Annotated in this window: 16 protein-coding genes and 1 riboswitch; of the genes, 9 read left to right on the forward strand and 7 right to left on the reverse strand. The window is 74.5% G+C overall.

The genetic code is table 11. The features are described from left to right. Positions 1-4: 4 nt before the first annotated feature. Genes EDF20_RS09790 through EDF20_RS09805 form a run of 4 tightly spaced genes read left to right on the forward strand, consistent with a single transcriptional unit; the run spans position 5 to position 5404 of the window. Positions 5-1978: a gamma-glutamyltransferase gene (locus tag EDF20_RS09790; protein WP_166644795.1), complete on the forward strand. Its 1974-nt coding sequence runs from the start codon at positions 5-7 to the stop codon at positions 1976-1978. 28 nt (positions 1979-2006) lie between these two features. Then, entirely contained in the window at positions 2007-3680 is a 1674-nt protein-coding gene (locus EDF20_RS09795) for an ABC transporter ATP-binding protein (RefSeq protein ID WP_243833432.1), read from the forward strand. A 60-nt stretch (positions 3681-3740) separates the two neighbouring features. Beyond that, entirely contained in the window at positions 3741-4481 is a 741-nt protein-coding gene (locus EDF20_RS09800) for a GntR family transcriptional regulator (RefSeq protein WP_243833433.1), read from the forward strand. Continuing rightward, on the forward strand, positions 4478-5404 hold the full coding sequence (locus EDF20_RS09805; RefSeq protein WP_133738527.1) for an acetamidase/formamidase family protein: 927 nt from the start codon (positions 4478-4480) through the stop codon (positions 5402-5404). The genes EDF20_RS09800 and EDF20_RS09805 overlap by 4 nt, the downstream gene beginning before the upstream one ends. Before the next feature lie 66 nt (positions 5405-5470). Here the strand turns inward: EDF20_RS09805 and EDF20_RS09810 are convergent, their stop codons facing one another. The 6 genes from EDF20_RS09810 to EDF20_RS09835 all read right to left on the reverse strand — a co-directional run bounded on the left by EDF20_RS09810 (position 5471) and on the right by EDF20_RS09835 (position 11100). After that, positions 5471-6949 carry a hypothetical protein gene (locus EDF20_RS09810; protein WP_133738528.1) on the reverse strand — a complete coding sequence of 493 codons (1479 nt, stop codon included), beginning with the start codon at positions 6947-6949 and terminating at the stop codon, positions 5471-5473. A 31-nt stretch (positions 6950-6980) separates the two neighbouring features. Continuing rightward, on the reverse strand, positions 6981-7910 hold the full coding sequence (locus EDF20_RS09815; RefSeq protein WP_123548106.1) for an ABC transporter permease: 930 nt from the start codon (positions 7908-7910) through the stop codon (positions 6981-6983). Then, complete coding sequence (locus tag EDF20_RS09820) at positions 7897-8886, reverse strand: ATP-binding cassette domain-containing protein (RefSeq protein WP_199732430.1); 990 nt, start codon at positions 8884-8886, stop codon at positions 7897-7899. Before EDF20_RS09820 ends, EDF20_RS09815 begins: the two co-directional genes overlap by 14 nt. A gap of 47 nt (positions 8887-8933) precedes the next feature. Beyond that, the gene (locus EDF20_RS09825) at positions 8934-10034 is read right to left on the reverse strand and encodes an outer membrane lipoprotein carrier protein LolA (protein ID WP_133738529.1); all 1101 of its coding nucleotides are present in this window, start codon (positions 10032-10034) and stop codon (positions 8934-8936) included. A gap of 155 nt (positions 10035-10189) precedes the next feature. Then, entirely contained in the window at positions 10190-10552 is a 363-nt protein-coding gene (locus EDF20_RS09830) for an antibiotic biosynthesis monooxygenase (protein ID WP_123548109.1), read from the reverse strand. Between the two features lie 65 nt (positions 10553-10617). Continuing rightward, entirely contained in the window at positions 10618-11100 is a 483-nt protein-coding gene (locus EDF20_RS09835) for an FBP domain-containing protein (protein WP_123548110.1), read from the reverse strand. 80 nt (positions 11101-11180) lie between these two features. Here EDF20_RS09835 and EDF20_RS09840 point away from each other — a divergent pair, with 80 nt between their 5' ends. Further along, complete coding sequence (locus tag EDF20_RS09840) at positions 11181-12005, forward strand: putative protein N(5)-glutamine methyltransferase (RefSeq protein ID WP_233569125.1); 825 nt, start codon at positions 11181-11183, stop codon at positions 12003-12005. Positions 12006-12020: 15 nt separating this feature from the next. On the opposite strand, the gene EDF20_RS09845 is transcribed toward EDF20_RS09840, so the two are convergent. Next, the gene (locus EDF20_RS09845; protein WP_123548111.1) at positions 12021-12455 is read right to left on the reverse strand and encodes a hypothetical protein; all 435 of its coding nucleotides are present in this window, start codon (positions 12453-12455) and stop codon (positions 12021-12023) included. 109 nt (positions 12456-12564) lie between these two features. Between EDF20_RS09845 and EDF20_RS09850 the strand changes: the two genes are divergently transcribed. The 4 genes from EDF20_RS09850 to gcvP all read left to right on the forward strand — a co-directional run bounded on the left by EDF20_RS09850 (position 12565) and on the right by gcvP (position 18249). Next, complete coding sequence (locus EDF20_RS09850) at positions 12565-13020, forward strand: SseB family protein (protein WP_123548112.1); 456 nt, start codon at positions 12565-12567, stop codon at positions 13018-13020. A gap of 123 nt (positions 13021-13143) precedes the next feature. Beyond that, positions 13144-13248: riboswitch (glycine riboswitch) on the forward strand. Positions 13249-13482: 234 nt separating this feature from the next. Further along, complete coding sequence (gene gcvT, locus EDF20_RS09855) at positions 13483-14826, forward strand: glycine cleavage system aminomethyltransferase GcvT (RefSeq protein ID WP_133738530.1); 1344 nt, start codon at positions 13483-13485, stop codon at positions 14824-14826. A 97-nt stretch (positions 14827-14923) separates the two neighbouring features. After that, positions 14924-15301, forward strand: a complete 378-nt coding sequence (gene gcvH, locus EDF20_RS09860; protein WP_123548114.1) for a glycine cleavage system protein GcvH — start codon at positions 14924-14926, stop codon at positions 15299-15301. Beyond that, positions 15298-18249 carry an aminomethyl-transferring glycine dehydrogenase gene (gene gcvP / locus EDF20_RS09865; protein ID WP_133738531.1) on the forward strand — a complete coding sequence of 984 codons (2952 nt, stop codon included), beginning with the start codon at positions 15298-15300 and terminating at the stop codon, positions 18247-18249. The genes gcvH and gcvP overlap by 4 nt, the downstream gene beginning before the upstream one ends. The last annotated feature ends 18 nt before the right edge of the window (positions 18250-18267 follow it).

Genomic DNA, 18267 nt, shown 5'->3' on the forward strand with positions numbered 1-18267 from the left:
CTTCGTGACCTACACCGCACCTCCCGCGTTCACCACCCGGCCCGACCTCCGAGGCACCTTCGGCATGACCGCCTCGACGCACTGGCTCGCGACGGCCACGGCCCAGTCGGTGCTCGAGCGCGGCGGCAACGCGTTCGACGCGGCGGTCGCCGGCGCGTTCGTGCTGCACGTCGTCGAGCCGCACCTCAACGGGCCGGGCGGCGACATGACGGCGGTCTTCGCGACGGCCGACGAGCCGGGCCGGCCCGTCGTCCTGATGGGGCAGGGGCCGGCGCCCGCCGGCGCGACGGTCGAGCACTACCGCGCCGAGGGACTCGACCTCGTCCCGGGGTCGGGCGCCCTCGCCGCGGCCGTGCCCGGCGCGGTCGACGCGTGGCTGCTCCTGCTCCGCGACCACGGCACGTGGGAGCTCGCCGACGTGCTCGCCTACGCGATCGGCTACGCCCGCGACGGGCACCCGATCACCGCACGGGTGACCGAGACGATCGGCGCCGTCGCCGCGCTGTTCGCCGAGCACTGGCCCACCTCGGCCGACCGCTGGCTCGTCGACGGCGCCCCGCCGGCGCCGGGCGAGATGGTCGTGAACGAGGCGTACGCCCGGGTGCTCGACGGGCTCGTGGCCGCAGGAGGCGCGCTGCCGGCCGCCGAGGCCAGTCCCGCGCCGCGGACGCCCGGCACCGACGGCCCCGACGGGACCGACGGCCCCGGCTCCTCGCGCGCCGAGGCCGCCCGCCGTGCCCGTGTCGACGCCGCGCGCACCGAGTGGGCCGAGGGGCTCGTCGCGACCTCGATCGACGCCTTCGTGCGCACGCCGCACCGGCACTCGACGGGAGGCGACCACGCGGGGGTGATGCGCGCATCCGACCTGGCGGCCTTCCGCGCCTCGACCGAGGAGGCGACGGCCGTCGAGTTCCGCGGCCACGTCGTCGCGAAGACCGGCGCCTGGGGGCAGGGCCCGGCCCTGCTGCAGGTGCTGGCGATGCTCGATCCGCTGCCCGACGAGCTGCTCGACCCCTCGACCGTCGAGGGCGCGCACACGATCGTCGAGGCGCTCAAGCTCGCGATGGCCGACCGCGAGGCCTGGTACGGCGACCGCGACGTGCCGCTCGGCCGCCTGCTGTCGGCGGAGTACGCCGCCGAGCGTCGTGCCCTCATCGGGCGGACCGCGTCGCACGAGCTGCGTCCGGGCGACGCCGGGGGCGCAGGAGGCGCGGGCCGCCTCCCGACGCTCCGCACCGACGACGAGGTGGCCGGCCGCGGCGCCGGCGTGGGGGAGCCCACCGTCGGCTCGTTCTCCGCCGCCGCCCCCGGCGCCGTCCCGACCGCCGTGCCCGCCGACGACGCCCGCCAGCCGGGTGCCGAGCCCGACGTCGCGCCGACCGGCGAGACCCGCGGCGACACCTGCCACATCGACGTGGTCGACCGCTGGGGCAACGTCGTCTCGGCGACGCCCTCGGGTGGCTGGCTGCAGTCGTCGCCGACGATCCCCGAGCTCGGCTTCTGCCTCGGCAGCCGCCTCCAGATGAGCTGGCTCGAGGAGGGCACCGCCTCGACGCTCGAGCCCGGTCGTCGCCCCCGCACCACCCTGACGCCGACGCTCGTGCTGCGCGACGGCCAGCCGCTGGTCGCCCTCGGCTCGCCTGGCGGCGACCAGCAGGACCAGTGGCAGCTGCTGTACCTGCTGCGCACGATCGTCGGCGGCTGGACCCCGCAGCAGGCGATCGACGCCCCGGCCCTGCACACGACGTCGTTCCCCGGCTCGTTCTGGCCGCGCACCTGGACGCCGGGCGGCGTCGTCGTCGAGGACCGCCTCGGCGACGAGCTGATCGCCGGCCTCGAGGCCCGTGGCCACGTCGTCACCCGCTCGGGAGACTGGTCGCTCGGCCGGCTGTCGAGCGTCACCCGAGACCCCGAGACCGGCGTGCTGGGCGCCGCCGCCAACCCCCGAGGAGCACAGGCCTATGCCGCAGGACGCTGAGACGCCGACCAGGAACACGACGACAGACGTGAGCACCAGCACCAGCACCAGCACCAGCACCAGCTCGGGCCCTGCCGCCGCGCCCCTGCTCGCCGTCCGCGGCCTGCGGGTCGCGTTCGGCGACCGCGACGTCGTGCACGGGGTCGACCTCGACGTGGCGCGCGGCGAACGCGTCGCGATCGTCGGCCAGTCCGGCTCGGGCAAGTCGACCGTCGTGGCGGCCGTGCTGCAGCTGCTCCCCGGTGCCGGGCACGTCACGGGCGGCACGGTCCACCTCGGCGGCGACGAGCTGACCGGGGCGGGCGAGGCGCGGATGCGGTCGGTCCGCGGCGCCCGCATCGGCCTCGTGCCGCAGGACCCGTCGACGAACCTCAACCCCTCGATGACCGTCGGGGCTCAGATCGCGGACGCCCTGCGCGCGGGCGGTGCGCGCGGCCGGGCCGCCGTCGGCCGACGCGTCGTCGAACTGATGACCGAGGCCGGCATCCCCGAGGCCGACCGGCGGGCGGGCCAGTACCCGCACGAGTTCTCCGGCGGCATGCGCCAGCGCGTGCTGATCGCCGTGGCCCTCGCCCGCGACCCCGAGCTGCTCATCGCCGACGAGCCGACGAGCGCGCTCGACGTGACGGTGCAGCGGCAGATCCTCGACCACCTGCAGACGCTGGTCGACGCTCACGGCACGTCGCTGCTCTTCATCACGCACGACCTCGGCGTCGCGGCCGACCGGACCGACCGCATCGTCGTCATGCTCGACGGCCGCGTCGTCGAGCAGGGCACGCCCCGGCAGATCCTGCTCGACCCGCAGCACGAGTACACGAAACGACTGGTGGCCGCGGCGCCGACGGTGGCCGCCGCCGCGGCGCTCCGGGCCGAGGAGCCCGTCGGCGACGGGCAGCAGGGGGCCGAGGAGGCGCGGGCCGACCCGATCCTGGTCGTGACGGACCTCGTCAAGGAGTACCGCCTCCGGGGCCGTCGGGGCGAGACCGTGCGAGCCGTCGACGGCATCTCGTTCGAGGTGCCCCGCGGCACGACCACCGCGGTCGTCGGCGAGTCGGGCTCGGGCAAGACGACGCTGTCGCGGATCGTGCTGGGGATCGAGCCGGCCACGTCGGGCTCCGCCCTCATCGACGGCGAGGGCATCACCGCCAGTCGGGGCGCCGCGCGCCGGGCCCTGCGTCGTCGCGTGCAGCCCGTGTTCCAGGACCCGTACGGCTCGCTCGACCCCACCTACAGCGTCGAGCGGCTGGTCGACGAGCCGCTGCGCATCTTCGGGGTCGGCGACCGTGCCGGCCGCCGTGCGCGCGTGGCCGAGCTGCTCGACCAGGTCGCGTTGCCGCGCTCGGTCGCACAGAGCCGGCCGAACGAGCTGTCGGGCGGCCAGCGACAGCGCGTCGCGATCGCCCGGGCCCTCGCGCTCGAGCCCGAGCTGCTGATCTGCGACGAGGCCGTCTCGGCCCTCGACGTGCTCGTGCAGGAGCAGATCCTCGAGCTGCTCGCCGAGCTGCAGGGCCGTCTCGGGCTCAGCTACCTGTTCATCACGCACGACCTCGCCGTGGTGCGCCAGATCGCCCATAGTGTGGTGGTGATGCGACGCGGTCGCATCGTCGAGCGGGGCAGCGTCGACGACGTGTTCCTCGCCCCGACGGACGAGTACACCCACCACCTCCTAGGAGCGATCCCCGGTGCCAGCCTCGCTGTCTGACCGACCCCGGCGGGCGGGTCGCGTCGCGTCGCGTCCCGGCGCGCCCTGCGGAGCACGACCGTGCTGAGCGTCGTCGACGCCGTGCGGGCGGACATCGTGCAGGGGGTGCTGCAGCCGGGCACGCGGATCACGGAGGCGGCGCTCGCCGAGCGCTACGGCGTCTCCCGGGTGCCGGTGCGCGAGGCGCTCCGCGGGCTGGAGGCGGAGGGCTTCGTCGAGTCCCGGCCGAACGTCGGCTCGCGCGTGGCCGAGATCCCGTTCGACGAGGCCGACGACCTCTTCGCGGTCCGGGAGGCGCTCGAGATCTCGACCGCTCGCCGCGCCGCGGGCAGGGCGCGGGCGCGGTTCAGCGGCGGGGACGACCAGGCGGCCGGAGGCGGCAGCAGCGACGCCGACGACGACTGGCGGCGCGTGCGGCGGTCGCTGGAGCAGCTGCTCGACGAGGGCGACGCCGCCGTCGCCCGGGGCGACCTCGATCGCCTGGTCGACCTGAACGAGCGGTTCCACATCGGCATCGCCGAGCTCAGCCGCAGCAGCACGCTCGCGACGCTGCTGCGCCAGCTGTCCCGCAAGATCGAGTGGCTCTACGCCCTCGACGAGTTCTCCCGCGGCAAGCGGCTCTGGCCCGACCACCGCGTCATCCTCGCCGCCATCGACGCGGGCGACGCCGACCGGGCAGCGGAGCTGATGGGACGGCACGTGCGCGAGTCCCGCGTCGGGTACCTCGGCCGGACCGCACCCGCCGCGGTCGTCGAGCAGCTGCGCGCGGCACCCGTCCCCGTCGCGGGCGGCGTCGCGTGACCCGACACCGGCTCGATCCGACACCCGCGACGACGAACGACGTCTACTGCCGCGACCACGCCCCCGTCCTCACCGTCGCTCCCGGCGACGAGGTCGTCGTCGGGTCGCTCGACGCCTCCGGCCACCTCGAGCGCCAGCGGACGCCCGGCGAGGTGCGGCCGCGCCTGTTCCCGCAGGCGCGGGGCCACGCGCTCACCGGTCCCGTCGCCGTCCGGGGCGCGCGTCCCGGGCAGATGCTCGGCGTCACCTTCGTCGACCTGCGGCCGGGGGAGTGGGGCTGGACGGTCGCTGGCGGCCGCGAGACGCCGGTCACGACGCGGCTCGGCCTGGCCGACGTCCCGCCCGCCTGGCTGCTCTGGGAGATCGACGCCGACGCCGGCGTCGCCACCGAGAGCCGGGGGCTCAGCGTGCCGACCGCGCCGTTCCTCGGGGTGACGGGCGTGGCGCCCGCCGATCCGGGCGAGCACTCCACGACGCCGCCGCGCACGACGGCGGGCGGCAACGTCGACTGCCGCGAGCTCGTGGCGGGGTCGACCCTGTGGCTGCCGGTGCAGGTCGACGACGCGCTCCTGTACCTCGGCGACGGCCACGCGGCCCAGGGCGACGGCGAGGTCGGCGGCACGGCGATCGAGTGCCCGATGACGACGGAGGTGCGGATCGACCTGGTCGAGCGGCGCCCGCTCCCGAGCGTGCACGCCGAGACCCCCGCGGGGCGGATAACCTTCGGCTTCGACGCCGACCTCGACGTCGCGACGGGCGACGCCCTGGACGCGATGGTGACGTGGCTGGCGGCCCTGCTCGACGTCGACCGCGCGACCGCCCTCGCCTTCGCCAGCGCCGTCGTCGACCTGCGCGTGACGCAGGTGGCGAACCAGACGTGGGGAGTGCACGCCCTGCTTCCGACGGGCGCGCTCGGCCTCTGAGACCGACCGGTGCGCTCGGTCTCCGAGACCGGCCGCCGCCTCCCGCCGGGAGGAGCCGGCCGCCTCCTACTGGTACGTCACGAGGTCCGGCACCGGCGACACCTCGGTCATCGTCTGCTCGGGCGTGAGCATCGGCTCGTCCTCGTCGTAGAAGTTCTTCCAGCCCCACGCCACGGCGGGCGCGCCGTCGTGCAGTGCCCGCCAGGTGGCCTGCTTGTCGGGCTGGGAGCCCTGGCCGTCGACGTGCACGAGGGTCGTGAGCTCGGGGCGGCTCAGGTCGATCGCCGCCCGGTCGCGCAGCATGCTCGACCGGAACTGGTGCAGCACGAACAACTTCGGCGGCAGCGAGTGCGCGTCGACGAGGTCGGCGAGCCAGGTGGAGACCGCGTTCACCTCGGCCGCGTCGACGCCGCCGATCTGCCGGAGCGGCACCTGGTCCGGGGCGAGGCGCCACTCGGGGTCGAGGGCGAGGCCCACATTCGGCTCGGTGAGCAACGACTCGTACCGGCGGGCCTGGGTCAGGAAGTCGGTGCGTCCCGGCTGCAGGTCGAGCACGACGTACTGCCCGGCGGCGGCCGCGGCCTCGACGTACGGGCGCAGCCGCTCGGGGTCGAGCTCGTTCGAGTAGTCGCCGTCAGGGCCCGCGTCGCCTGCCGCCACGGTCGCGATCAGCTCGAGCATCGGCACTACGGGCCGGTCGGACGAGGCCTGGTAGCTGGCCGCCGTGTCGGCGGCGCGCTGCACGGTCGCCGCGACGTCCTGTTCACCGAGGACGCCGAGAGCCGAGGTGCCCGGGGCGCCGTAGAGGGCGACGAACCGTCGGTCGGGGAAGAACCGCTGGCCGCCGCCCGGCAGCTCGGCGCCCGAGCGCGCCGCGGCGACCGACCACTCGAGGTGGGGCCGGTCGGCGAACGCGGAGCCGACGACGAGGGTGGAGTCCGCCTCGGAGGCGCCCATCGCGCCGACGACGGAGGCGTCCTGCTGCAGGTCGGTCACGCCCTCGGGCAGCGCGAGCAGCTCGGCTCCCGCAGCTCGGGCGGTGGCCGACGCCGCGGCGTCGTCCGGTCCCGACACGACGACGAGCGTCGAGGAGTCGGCGTCCCGGGCCGGGGGAGCCGTGACCTCGGCGGCCGGCACGGCGTCCACGTCGCCGAGCTCGAGGTCGTCCGCCGACGGGCCCTCGCCCACCGTCGCCACCGTCGCCGCACCCAGGCGGTCGACCTCCGTCGCGACGTCGACGCCCGCGGCGGCGATCAGCACGGGCGCGCCGATCCGCTCGCCCTGCTCCGCCGCCTCGGCGACGGCGTCCGGGGCGTCGGCCGTGGCGAGCACCACGACCGGCGAGCTGACCCACAGCGCGCGGCTGGTCTCGACGGCCCGCTCGGCGGGGGTGCCCGACGCGGCGGCGGTGACCGCCGCCTCCGGCGTGGCCACCGTCAACTCGACGGTCTCGGGCTCGGGGGTCGACGTCGTGCACGCCGTGACGGTCAGCAGGGCAGCGGCGGCCACCGCTGCGGCGGGGAGGAGGCGGTGTCGGGAAGTCACCGATCCACGGTAGACCGGTGCGGAGCCCTGCTCAGCTCAGGACGTCCTTCGTCGTGAAGCGTCCCAGCGCCAGGGCGCCGAAGACGGCGATGTATCCCGCCTGGAGCAACGCGTTGTCCGCGAAGTTGCTCCACGAGATCGGATCGCGCAGCAGATCCGCGAAGCCGAGCCAGTAGTGGGTGAACAGCCACGGGTCGAGGAAGTCGAGCTGCGGCAGCGCGTCGACGATCTGCGCGACGGTCGAGAGGACGATCGTCGCCGCCATCGCGCCGACGGGCACGCTCGTGAGGGTCGAGGCGAAGAGGCCGATCGCGCTGAGCCCCAGCAGCGAGATGGTGACGTAGAGGGCCATCAGCAGCATGCGGCCCGCGTAGTCGCCCAGGCCGATCGTCTGTCCCGAGAGCAACGTGACCGGCCCGACGGGGAACAGGGCCGCGCCCGCGATCGCCCCCACGACGACCACGACGAGCGTGCCGACGAGGCAGAACAGGGCGGCGCCGGCGTACTTCACGAGCAGGAGGCGCACCCGGCCCACCGGGGTGACGAGCAGGTAACGCAGGGTGCCGAGGCTCGCCTCGCCCGCGATCGTGTCGCCCGCGACGACGCCCACCGTCAGGGGCAGGAACAAGGGGATGGCCACCGTGAGCGCGGTGAGCGAGACGAACAGGCCGTTCTGCGTGATGTCGCCGAGGAACGCGGGACCACGTCCTCCCGAGCCGGCGTCGTCGGTCGTCACGCGGACCGCGACCGCGAGCAGGATCGGGATCAGCGCGAGCGCCGCCAGCAGGGCGATCGTGCGGACACGGCGGAACAGGACGACGACCTCGCTGCCGAGCAGCGCGAGCCCGGAACCTCGGCGGGCCACCGCCTCGGGCAGGACGGCGGGCGAGCCGGCCGCGGCTCCGTCGGCGGGTGAGGAGGCGGCGCCCCCGTCGGACGGGATCGGGTCAGCCGGCGACATCGAAGCCCTCCCCGGTCAGGTCGACGAAGCGGTCCTCGAGGCTCGCGCCCGAGACCTCGAAGCCGCGCACCCGCACGTCGGCGGCGACGAGTGCCGCGACGATCGCCTCGGGGGCCAGCCCCTCGACCGTGAGGTCGGCCTCGACGTGCGCTCCCTCGGACGGGGCAGGACCGGCCGAGCCCGGGTCGTCGGGCGCGAGGCCCAGCCGGACGAGCACGTCACGGGCGAGGTCGGGATCGGGCGTGAGCAGGCGCACGCGGTGCGTGCCGAGCGCGCGGAGGTCGCCGAGGGTGCCCTGCGTGAGCAGCCGTCCCGCGCTCATCACGCCGATGTGCGTGCACATCTGCTCGACCTCGGCCAGCAGGTGGCTCGACACCAGGACGGTCGTCCCGTCGTCGGCGAGGGAGCGGATCAGGGCGCGCACCTCCCGGGTGCCCTGCGGGTCGAGGCCGTTGCTCGGCTCGTCCAGCACGAGCAGGTCGCGCGGCATGAGGAGCGCGTTCGCGATGCCGAGGCGCTGCTTCATGCCGAGGGAGTAGGCGTGCGCCTTCTTGTCGGCGGCGTGGCCGAGGCCGACGCGGTCGAGCGCGGCCGCGACCCGGGCCTTGCGGGTGCCGCCTGGAGCCCGACGGTCGCCGGAGTCGAGGCGCGTCAAGTTGGCTCGCCCCGAGAGGAACGGGTAGAACGCGGGCCCCTCGACGAGTGCGCCGACTCGGGGCAGCACGTCACGGGCGCGGTCGGGCATGGCGCCGCCGAGCACCCGGATCGAGCCGCTCGTCGAACTGGTGAGGCCCAGCAGCATGCGGATGGTCGTGGTCTTCCCCGAGCCGTTGGGGCCGAGGAACCCGTAGACGCTGCCCCGCGGCACCGCGAGGTCGAGGTCGGCGACGGCCTGCTGGCGACCGAAGGTCTTGCCGAGGCCTACGGTCTGGACGGCGAGGCCGATGTCCGGCCTCGCGTCAGCCCCGTCGCTCACGGCACCTGCTGTCACTCACGGCGTCTGCCGCCCACGTCGCCTGTCGATCACTGCGCGGCGACGGCTGCCTGGAGGGCGTCCGCGTCGACGGCGCCCGCCCACACGCGGCCGTCGTCGCCGACGAACACCGAGACGAGCGAGGTCTGCAGCACCTTGCCGCCGTCGACCGGGGTGAGCACCTGGTCGAGCAGCGCGGAGCCGTCGTCAGAGGACGCGCTCGTCGGCGCGGACTCGCTGGTCGCCGACGGGGCGAGACCGACGATCGTGCTCCAGCCGGAGCCGAGCACGGTCTTCTCCGGTGCCTGGCCGTCGGCGTGGTGGGCGCGAGCGTCGTCGGTGCCGGGTGCGGGGACCTCGGTCACGGCAGCCCCCGCGGGCGGCGTGAAGTCGAAGACGTCGGAGGAGGGGGCGCTGAAGTCGACGGACGTGAAGCCGACCGAGACGGCCGGGTCGGCCTGGCCCTTCGCGGCGACGACGACCTTGAGGGGCACGCCCGTCTCGGAGTCGACGGTCAGCGTCGCGCTGCCGACGAGCGTCGCGGGGTCGTCAGGCGTGAGGACGACCTGGTACGCGGTGCGGCCGGCGACCTTCACGTTGTCGGTCGCGGTGACGGTCGTCGTGGGCTCGACGGCAGAGAGCAGGGCCGAGGCGAGCTCGGCCGGCGTCTGGGGCACGGCGGTGCCGTCGGGCAGGGCGGTGGGCACCTCGGTGACGCTCGTGTCGGGCAGCGTCAGGTGCGACGCCTCCTTCGACTCGGAGTCCCAGGTCCAGACGCTGTCGCCGTCGCGGACGACGTCGCGCTCGGCCAGGTCCTCCACGACCTGCACGCGCTGCTTGTCCGTCCCGTCGACGAAGACCTCCGCGGTGTGGCTGCCGGTCAGGAGCTCGAGGGCGTCGCTCGTCGCGTCGCCGGCTCCGCCCTGGCCCTGGAAGCTCGACACGTCGGGCAGGCCCAGGCCGCTCGTCTGCTCGACCGTACCCGAGAACGAGGCGCCGGAACTCGACGCGGCGAGCTCGAGCACCTGCTGGGGAGTCTTCTCGGGCAGCACGACCTCGGCGTTCGCGGCCATCGACGGCACGACGATCCCGGCGGCCACGACCGCGGCCGGGACGACGACGGCGGGGATCCAACGGCTCTGCTTCTTCATGCTGTCCTGTGCCTCTCGTGGCGGCTCGGGGCGGGTCGCGACTGGTCGGCAGGCTACGCGCCGACCCTGGAGACCACTGGGAACTCGGGGGGACGTCACTCGACGTCGAGCGAGGTGGCCGTCCTCCACTCCGGGGTGCCTGACGAGCGCTGCGGCTAGAGCTCGACGACCTCGAACTCGAGCAGGTCGGCACCGGTGGCGACCGGACGGCGAGGTGCCTCGGCGCCCTCGCTGCCCTGGTCGGCCGGTGCGCCGTGGCCGGCCGGGCCACCCTGGCCCGCGGGAGGACCGGCGTGCGCCGCCGCGGCGCCGTCCGCCTGCCAGGCCTGGAACGACTGCTCGTCGGCCCAGGTCGTCACGACGAAGTACCGGGTGTCGCCCGACACCGGGCGGAGCAGCTGGAAGCCCTCGAAGCCGGGAGCGCCGTCGACCGAGTGCTTGCGGGCGGCGAAGCGGGACTCGAGCTCGGAGCCCGAGCCCTCGGGCACGTGGATGGCGTTGATCTTGACGACGGACATGGTGCGGCTCGCTCTCGTTCGGCCCGGCGGGATGCCCGGCGAGGGGTGACGGAAAGGGTTCGGGGCTAGGCGGTCTTCATCACGGTCGCCGTGAAGCCCTGCACGCGCTCGGCCAGGCCGGAGGCGCGCCGTTCGATCTGCTCGGGAGGGTTGAGGTGAGGAGGCGCGACCCTGATGAGCAGGGAGCACGCCAGGTCCTCGCAGATGTACGTGCCGATCGTGTCGCCGTTGGCACCGGCGTCGCCGGCCTTGGGCGCGGTGAAGAGGCGCACCTGGGTCGCGGGCTGCGGCGAGTGGCAGAGCGAGCACATGGCGGCGATGCCGGGCCGCAGCGACGAACCCGACGACCGGACGACGAGCCCGACCGGCTGGTCGTCCATCCAGTGCACGATGTAGCCGCGCTGGTGGGCCTGAGGATCGCGCCAGCCCAGGAACTCGCGCTCGCCCCACAGCATCTCGTGCAGGCCGGGGATGGGGAGCCGGTCGAGGTCGCCCGGCAGGGCGTTCACGAACGACTCACGGATGTCGGTCTCGGTCAGCGGCTTCATGATCGAGCCGAGCCTACGCGTCGCCGCCGACAGCGCGTCGTGACCGTCTCACCCCGGCGTGCGGCCCCTACGCTGGCCCCGTGGTCGACACGGCGGCGGGGAACGGGGCACGGGGCCTGGACGAGGAGGCGGTGGTCGCGCGCCTGAGGGCGGCCGGCTGCGTCTTCGCGGAGGACGAGGCGCGCCTCCTGCTCGAGGCGGCGGCGGCCGGTCCGAGCCTCGAGTCGCTCGTCCTCCGGCGGACGGCGGGCGAGCCGCTCGAGCAGGTGCTCGGCTGGGCGGCCTTCGACGGGCTCCGCCTCGTCGTCGAGCCGCGCGTCTTCGTGCCGAGACGCCGCACCGAGCTGCTCGTGCGGCTGGCCGACGCGGCGCTCGCCGGCGCCGTGCCCGCCGACGCGGCACCTGTCCTCGTCGAGCTGTGCTGCGGGGTCGGTGCGGTCGCGGTCGCGCTGCTCCGCCGCCGCCCCCTGCTCGACGTGGTCGCCGCCGACCTCGATCCCGTCGCCGTGCGCTGCGCCCGCCGCAACCTCGGCGAGCGGGCGACGGTCGTCGGGGGCGACCTCTTCGCCGAGCTCCCCGCACGGCTGCGCGGCCGGGTGGACGTGCTGATCGCGAACGCGCCGTACGTGCCGACGGCCGCCATCGCGACGATGCCCTCCGAAGCCCGCCTCCACGAGTCCGTCCTCGCCCTCGACGGCGGGGCGGACGGCCTCGACCTGCACCGGCGGATCGCCGCCGGGGCCGCGGAGTGGCTCTCGCCGACGGGCACGCTGCTGATCGAGACGAGCGAGCGCCAGGCCGAGGCCACGGCCGCCCTGTTCGCGGCCGCGGGCCTCGACGTGTCGGTCGAGCGGGACGACGACCTCGACGCCACGGCCGTGAGTGCGACCTGGCCGCCCGCCTGACCTCGCCGATCGGGCCTAGACGTCGACCGGCGAGACGAGGTCGACCACGGGCGACTCGGGCGTCCCCGAGATCTGGCAGGTGAACGCCGCCTCGACCCGGCCGTCGGCGAGGTGCCCGAAGCGCACCTCGGCGACCGCGCCCGAGTCCGAGTCGCGGACGTCCGCCTCCTCGTAGGCCCAGACGTCATCGAGCGGGGGCAGGTCCGGGTACTCGGCCCTGACCGCGGCGACGCAGGCGTCCCAGGCGGGCGGCGCCTCGTGCGCCTCGGCCGTCGACGGCGCCGGGGGAGTCGTGGTCGGCAGCGGCGTCGCGGTCGCGTCGGGCCCGGTCGTCGTCACGATACCGGGCGTGGCCGCGGCGCCGGGCTCGGCGTCGGTCCCGGCGCAGCCCGCCAGCAGCAGCGTGACGGCGAAGGCGGCGGTGACCAGTGAGACGGTCTTGGTGGGCACGGCGCGCTCCAGGTGACGGGACGGGCGTCGGCGGGCGCCGACGGAGGTCGAGGAGGCTCAGACTAACCGCACGGAGGCACCACGGAGGTCGAGGGTGCAAGCTGGTTCGATGACCGCTACAGAGAACCGCGAACCGACCGCCCTCGAGCAGGCCATCAGCAAGGGACAGGCAGGAGAGGGCGACATGAACGCCGTCCTGGCCGAGTTCGTCAACGCGCAGGTCGTCGTGGCCACCGCCGTGGACGCCCAGGACAGCCTGACCGATCTGCAGCCGGTGTTGTTCGACCGCGAGGGCACGCCCATGCTGGCGGCCTTCACGCACCCCGACATGATCGGCGAGCAGGTCAAGGGCGTCGCCGAGTACCAGGCCACGATCCCCGCCGCCGAGCTCGTGCAGGCGATCCCCGCGCAGACCGGTCTCGTCGTGAACCCCGGCAACCGCGAGGGCTTCGAGATGCTGCCCGAGGGCGTCGCGCAGCTGGCGAACGACGTCCGCGAGCTCGTCGCCGCGCACCAGGCCGCCGGGTCGCCCGAGCCGGGCCAGCCCGCACAGCCCGCCTCCTAGCCCGAGCCCCCCTCCAGGACGCCCCGATCGTGCCTCACGGTCGGGGCGTCCGTCGTCGCCTCCCGAAACACCGCTGTCACATGCCCGCTGTAGGGTGAGCGGCACAACAGAACACCGGGCCACGAACACGTCGCGGGAGAGCCCCGGAGCGCACGCCGATGCGCCGCCGGGCACCGAAGGAGCAAGCTCCCCGCCAATCTCTCAGGTACCGCGTACCGCGACGGACTGGCCACTCTGAAAAGCAGGGGGCACCTGCCGGAGGCGCGCGAGCGTCGCCGGCACCGCCTCCTCGCCCACGGTGAAAGTCGGCCCTCGTGGCCGGCGAAGCTCTCAGGCCCATGACAGAGGGGGTGCACGACCGCGGCTCTGCCGTGCCGTGCGCGTCCCCGTCGTGCAGGTGCTGCACGACGCCGATCCCGGCCGAGTCACCTGGCGCCGGGCCGTTCCCCCAGGAGTCCGCAGATGTCCGACGCATCCTCGAACCTGCCCGCCGCCCCCGGCCCCGACGACGCCGACCTCCGCGACGACGCCGACCTGCGCGACGACGCCGACCTGCGCGACGACGCCGACCTGCGCGACGGCCCCGCCGGGACGACCGGCGACCTGCCCCTCGCCGACGACGGCACCGGGGGCGTCGCGACCGCCGACGGCGCGCCCCTCGACCTCGTCGACGCGGTCGACGCCGAGGCCGTCGCCGACGAGCATGAGGAGCGCCTCAGCCCCCTGCACGAGGTCCACGTCGCCGCCGGTGCCAGCTTCACGGACTTCGCCGGCTGGCAGATGCCCGTCCGCTACAGCTCCGACCTGGCCGAGCACCACGCGGTGCGCACCGCCGCCGGGCTGTTCGACCTGTCGCACATGGCCGAGATCGCCGTCGTCGGTCCCGACGCCGGGGCGTTCCTCGACGCGGCGCTCGCGGGCACCCTCTCGACCATCGCGGTCGGCCGGGCCAAGTACTCGTTGCTGCTCAGCCCCGAGGGCGGCATCGTCGACGACCTCGTCGTCTACCGCCTCGACGAGCACGACTACCTCGTCGTCGCCAACGCCTCGAACCGCGACGCCGCCTTCGGCGCCCTCGCGAGCCGTGCGCACGGCTTCGACGTCACGGTCGACGACGAGAGCGACGACACCGCGCTCATCGCGATCCAGGGCCCCGAGGCCGAGGGCGTCCTCGACGAGCTGGTCACCGCCGACCGGCTGCAGCCCGACGCGCCCCTGTCGACCCTGCGCTACTACCGCGTCCTCCAGGGCACCTTCGACGACGCCCCCGTGCTGATCGCCCGCACCGGCTACACCGGAGAGGACGGTTTCGAGCTCTACCTCGCGCCCGAGCTCGCCCCCGACCTGTGGCGTGCCCTCGCCGAGGCAGGCGCCCCGCGCGGCCTCGTCCCCGCCGGGCTCGCCAGCCGCGACACGCTCCGCCTCGAGGCGGGCATGCCGCTCTACGGCCACGAGCTGGGCCTCGACGTGCGCCCCGCGCAGGCCGGCCTCGGCCGCGTCGTCGACACCTCGAAGGAGTTCGTGGGCAAGGCGGGCGTCGAGCCTGCCCCTGCGGCCCGCGTGCTCGTCGGCCTGACGCTCGAGGGCCGACGTGCCGCGCGGGCCGGCTACGCGGTCGTCACCGACGACGGCACCGTCGTCGGCGAGGTCACGAGCGGCGCCCTCTCGCCCACGCTCGGCCACCCCGTCGCCATGGCGTTCGTCGACCCCGACGTCGTCGACCGCGGCCCCGCGCTGGCCGTCGACGTCCGCGGCACCGCGATCCCCGCTGCCGTCGTGTCGCTGCCGTTCTACAAGCGCGCCTGACCTGCTCCCACAGGCCCGCCTCCTCGTTCCTTCCTCAGCCCCGCCCAGCCTCAGCCCTCGCCTCCTCGGCGCCCCTGCCTCCTCGAAAGGACCGGCCATGACCGATCTCACCGCCCTGCAGTACACCTCCGAGCACGAGTGGCTGCTCATCGACGGCGACACCGCGACGGTCGGCATCACCGACTACGCCGCCGAGAAGCTCGGCGACGTCGTCTACGTCGACCTGCCCGCCGAGGGCACGGAGGTCGAGACCGGCAAGGTCGTCGGCGAGATCGAGTCGACCAAGTCGGTCGGCGAGCTCTACGCCCCCGCCCTCGGCACCGTGCTCGAGGCCAACCAGGCCGTCGTCGACAGCCCCGACCTCGTCAACAGCGACCCGTTCGGCGAGGGCTGGCTGATCAAGATCACCCTGTCGAGCACCGACGGCCTGTCCCTCCTCTCGCGCGACGAGTACGTCGCCCTCACCGCCGAATGAGCGACGCGCAGGGGTCCGTCTTCGGCGACTGGTCCGACCGGGCCGCCACCGGCTTCGTCGACCGCCACGTCGGCACCACCGCCGCCGACCAGGCGGCCATGCTCGAGCTGCTCGGCCACGACAGCGTCGAGTCCCTCGTCCGTGCCGCCGTGCCGGACAGCATCCACGCCGAGCCCGTCGACGCCTCGGTGCTGCCGGCGCCGATCGGCGAGAAGGAGGCGCTGGCCGAGCTCCGCGCGCTCGCCGGCCGCGGCCGCCCCTCGCGCAGCATGATCGGCCTCGGCTACTACGACACCGTCACGCCTGCCGTGATCCAGCGCAACGTGCTCGAGAACCCGAGCTGGTACACGGCCTACACGCCGTACCAGCCCGAGATCTCGCAGGGCCGGCTCGAGGCGCTCATCAACTTCCAGACGATGGTCTCCGAGCTGACCGGCCTCACCACGGCCAACGCGTCGATGCTCGACGAGGGCACCGCCGTCGTCGAGGGCATGCTGCTCGCCCGTCGTGCCTCGAAGGCGCGCACCGACGTCTTCGTCGTCGACTCCGACGCGCTGCCGCAGACGAAGGCCCTGCTCGCCGGGCGTGCCGAGGCCGTGGGCATCGAGCTCGTCGAGCTCGAGCTCTCCAGCGTCGACCCGGCCGAGATCCCCGACGCCTTCGGCGTGTTCGTGCAGTACCCCGGTGCCTCCGGCTGCGTCTGGGACCCGGAGGCGGTCGTCGCCGCCGTCCACGCCGCCGGCGGCCTCGCGGTCGTCGCCGCCGACCTGCTCGCGATGACGCTGCTCCGTCCGCCCGGCGAGTTCGGGGCCGACGTCGCCGTCGGCACGAGCCAGCGCTTCGGCGTGCCGATGGGCTTCGGCGGGCCGCACGCCGGCTACATGGCCGTCCGCACGGGGCTCGAGCGCCAGCTGCCCGGCCGTCTCGTCGGTGTCTCGCAAGACGTCGAAGGCCACCCGGCCTACCGGCTCAGCCTGCAGACCCGCGAGCAGCACATCCGTCGTGAGAAGGCGACGTCGAACATCTGCACCGCTCAGGTGCTGCTCGCCGTGATGGCCTCGATGTACGCCGTGTACCACGGCCCGTGGGGGCTCCGGCACATCGCCTCGCGCGTCCACGCGCACGCCGCCGACCTCGCGGCCGCCGTGCGCGCGAGCGACCTCGAGCTCGAGAGCGACGTGTTCTTCGACACCCTCCAGGTCTTCGTGCCCGGCCGGGCGGACGAGATCGTCGCCGCCGCGCACGCTCGCGGCTACCTGCTCTGGGCCGTCGACGCCGACTGCGTCCGGCTGTCGCTCGACGAGACCACGACGCGCGACGACCTCGAGGTCGTCGCTGACGTGCTCGGGGTCGCCCTGCCCGCGGCGTCGCCCGCAGGCGGCGGCGAGGCGCGCGACGAGCGCGACGCGGTGCTGCCGGAGGGCCTCCGCCGCACCTCCGACTTCCTGACGCACCCGGTCTTCCGCACGCACCGCAGCGAGACCAGCATGATGCGCTACCTCAAGCACCTCGCCGACAAGGACTACGCGCTCGACCGCGGCATGATCCCGCTCGGCAGCTGCACGATGAAGCTCAACGCCGCGACCGAGATGGCGGCCGTGACGTGGCCCGAGTTCGCGGCCGTGCACCCGTTCGCGCCGGCCTCCGACGTCGAGGGCTACCTCGAGATGATCGGCCAGCTCGAGGGCTGGCTGGCCGAGGTCACGGGCTACGACACGGTCTCGCTGCAGCCCAACGCCGGCAGCCAGGGCGAGCTCGCCGGCCTGCTCGCGATCCGCGGCTTCCACCTCGCCGCCGGCGACACGGCCCGCACCGTGTGCCTCATCCCGCAGAGCGCGCACGGCACGAACGCGGCCAGCGCCGTGCTCGCAGGGCTCCGCGTGGTCGTCGTGGCGTGCAACGAGCAGGGCGACGTCGACCTCGGCGACCTGCGTGCCAAGGTCGAGCAGCACCGTGACGAGCTCGCGGCGCTGATGATCACGTACCCGTCGACGCACGGCGTCTACGAGCACGACATCCGCGAGGTCACCGACGCGGTGCACGCGGCCGGCGGCCAGGTGTACGTCGACGGCGCGAACCTCAACGCGCTGCTCGGCTTCGCCCGGTTCGGCGACTTCGGCGGAGACGTCTCGCACCTGAACCTGCACAAGACGTTCTGCATCCCGCACGGAGGCGGCGGTCCCGGTGTCGGGCCCGTGGCGGCCAAGGCCCACCTCGCCCCGTACCTGCCCGGCCACCCCCTGGCGCAGCAGGCCGACCGTCGCACGGGTGCCGAGCCCGCCGGGGCCGGCGAGCGGCTCGCCCACGCGGGCGTCCCCGTGTCGAGCGCCCCCTACGGGTCGCCGAGCATCCTGCCGATCAGCTGGGCGTACGTCCGCATGATGGGCACCGAGGGGCTCGCCGCGGCGACGGGCGCCGCGGTCCTCTCGGCGAACTACGTGGCGGCGCGGCTGCGCGACCACTTCCCGGTGCTGTACGCGGGAGAGAACGGGCTCGTCGCACACGAGTGCATCCTCGACCTGCGACCGCTCCGCGACGCCACGGGCGTGACCGTCGACGACGTGGCCAAGCGCCTCATCGACTACGGCTTCCACTCGCCGACGATGTCGTTCCCGGTCGCCGGCACGCTGATGGTCGAGCCGACCGAGAGCGAGGACCTCGCCGAGATCGACCGCTTCGTCGACGCGATGATCGCCATCGCCGGCGAGGCCGCCGACGTGGCGTCGGGCCGCTTCACCGCCGAGTCGAGCCCCCTGCGGGGCGCGCCCCACACGGCCGAGTCGGTCATCTCGGGGGAGTGGACCCGCGAGTACAGCCGCGACGAGGCCGTGTACCCGGTCCGCACCCTGGTGCGCGGCAAGTACTGGCCGCCGGTCCGCCGCATCGACCAGGCCTGGGGCGACCGCAACCTGTTCTGCGCGTGCCCGCCGGTCGAGGCCTTCGCCTGAGCTGGCCCGCTCCGCACG

The sequence above is a fragment of the Frigoribacterium sp. PhB116 genome (genome assembly GCF_004364285.1).
Classification (GTDB): Bacteria; Actinomycetota; Actinomycetes; order Actinomycetales; family Microbacteriaceae; genus Frigoribacterium.

Bases quoted from the DNA above. Each gene is read 5' to 3' on its own strand.
- EDF20_RS09815 (WP_123548106.1), bottom strand. From the start codon at position 7,910: ATGTCGCCGGCTGACCCGATCCCGTCCGACGGGGGCGCCGCCTCCTCA.
- EDF20_RS09825 (WP_133738529.1), bottom strand. From the start codon at position 10,034: ATGAAGAAGCAGAGCCGTTGGATCCCCGCCGTCGTCGTCCCGGCCGCG.
- gcvH (WP_123548114.1), top strand. From the start codon at position 14,924: ATGACCGATCTCACCGCCCTGCAGTACACCTCCGAGCACGAGTGGCTG.
- gcvP (WP_133738531.1), top strand. From the start codon at position 15,298: ATGAGCGACGCGCAGGGGTCCGTCTTCGGCGACTGGTCCGACCGGGCC.
- gcvT (WP_133738530.1), top strand. From the start codon at position 13,483: ATGTCCGACGCATCCTCGAACCTGCCCGCCGCCCCCGGCCCCGACGAC.
- EDF20_RS09850 (WP_123548112.1), top strand. From the start codon at position 12,565: ATGACCGCTACAGAGAACCGCGAACCGACCGCCCTCGAGCAGGCCATC.
- EDF20_RS09835 (WP_123548110.1), bottom strand. From the start codon at position 11,100: ATGAAGCCGCTGACCGAGACCGACATCCGTGAGTCGTTCGTGAACGCC.
- EDF20_RS09830 (WP_123548109.1), bottom strand. From the start codon at position 10,552: ATGTCCGTCGTCAAGATCAACGCCATCCACGTGCCCGAGGGCTCGGGC.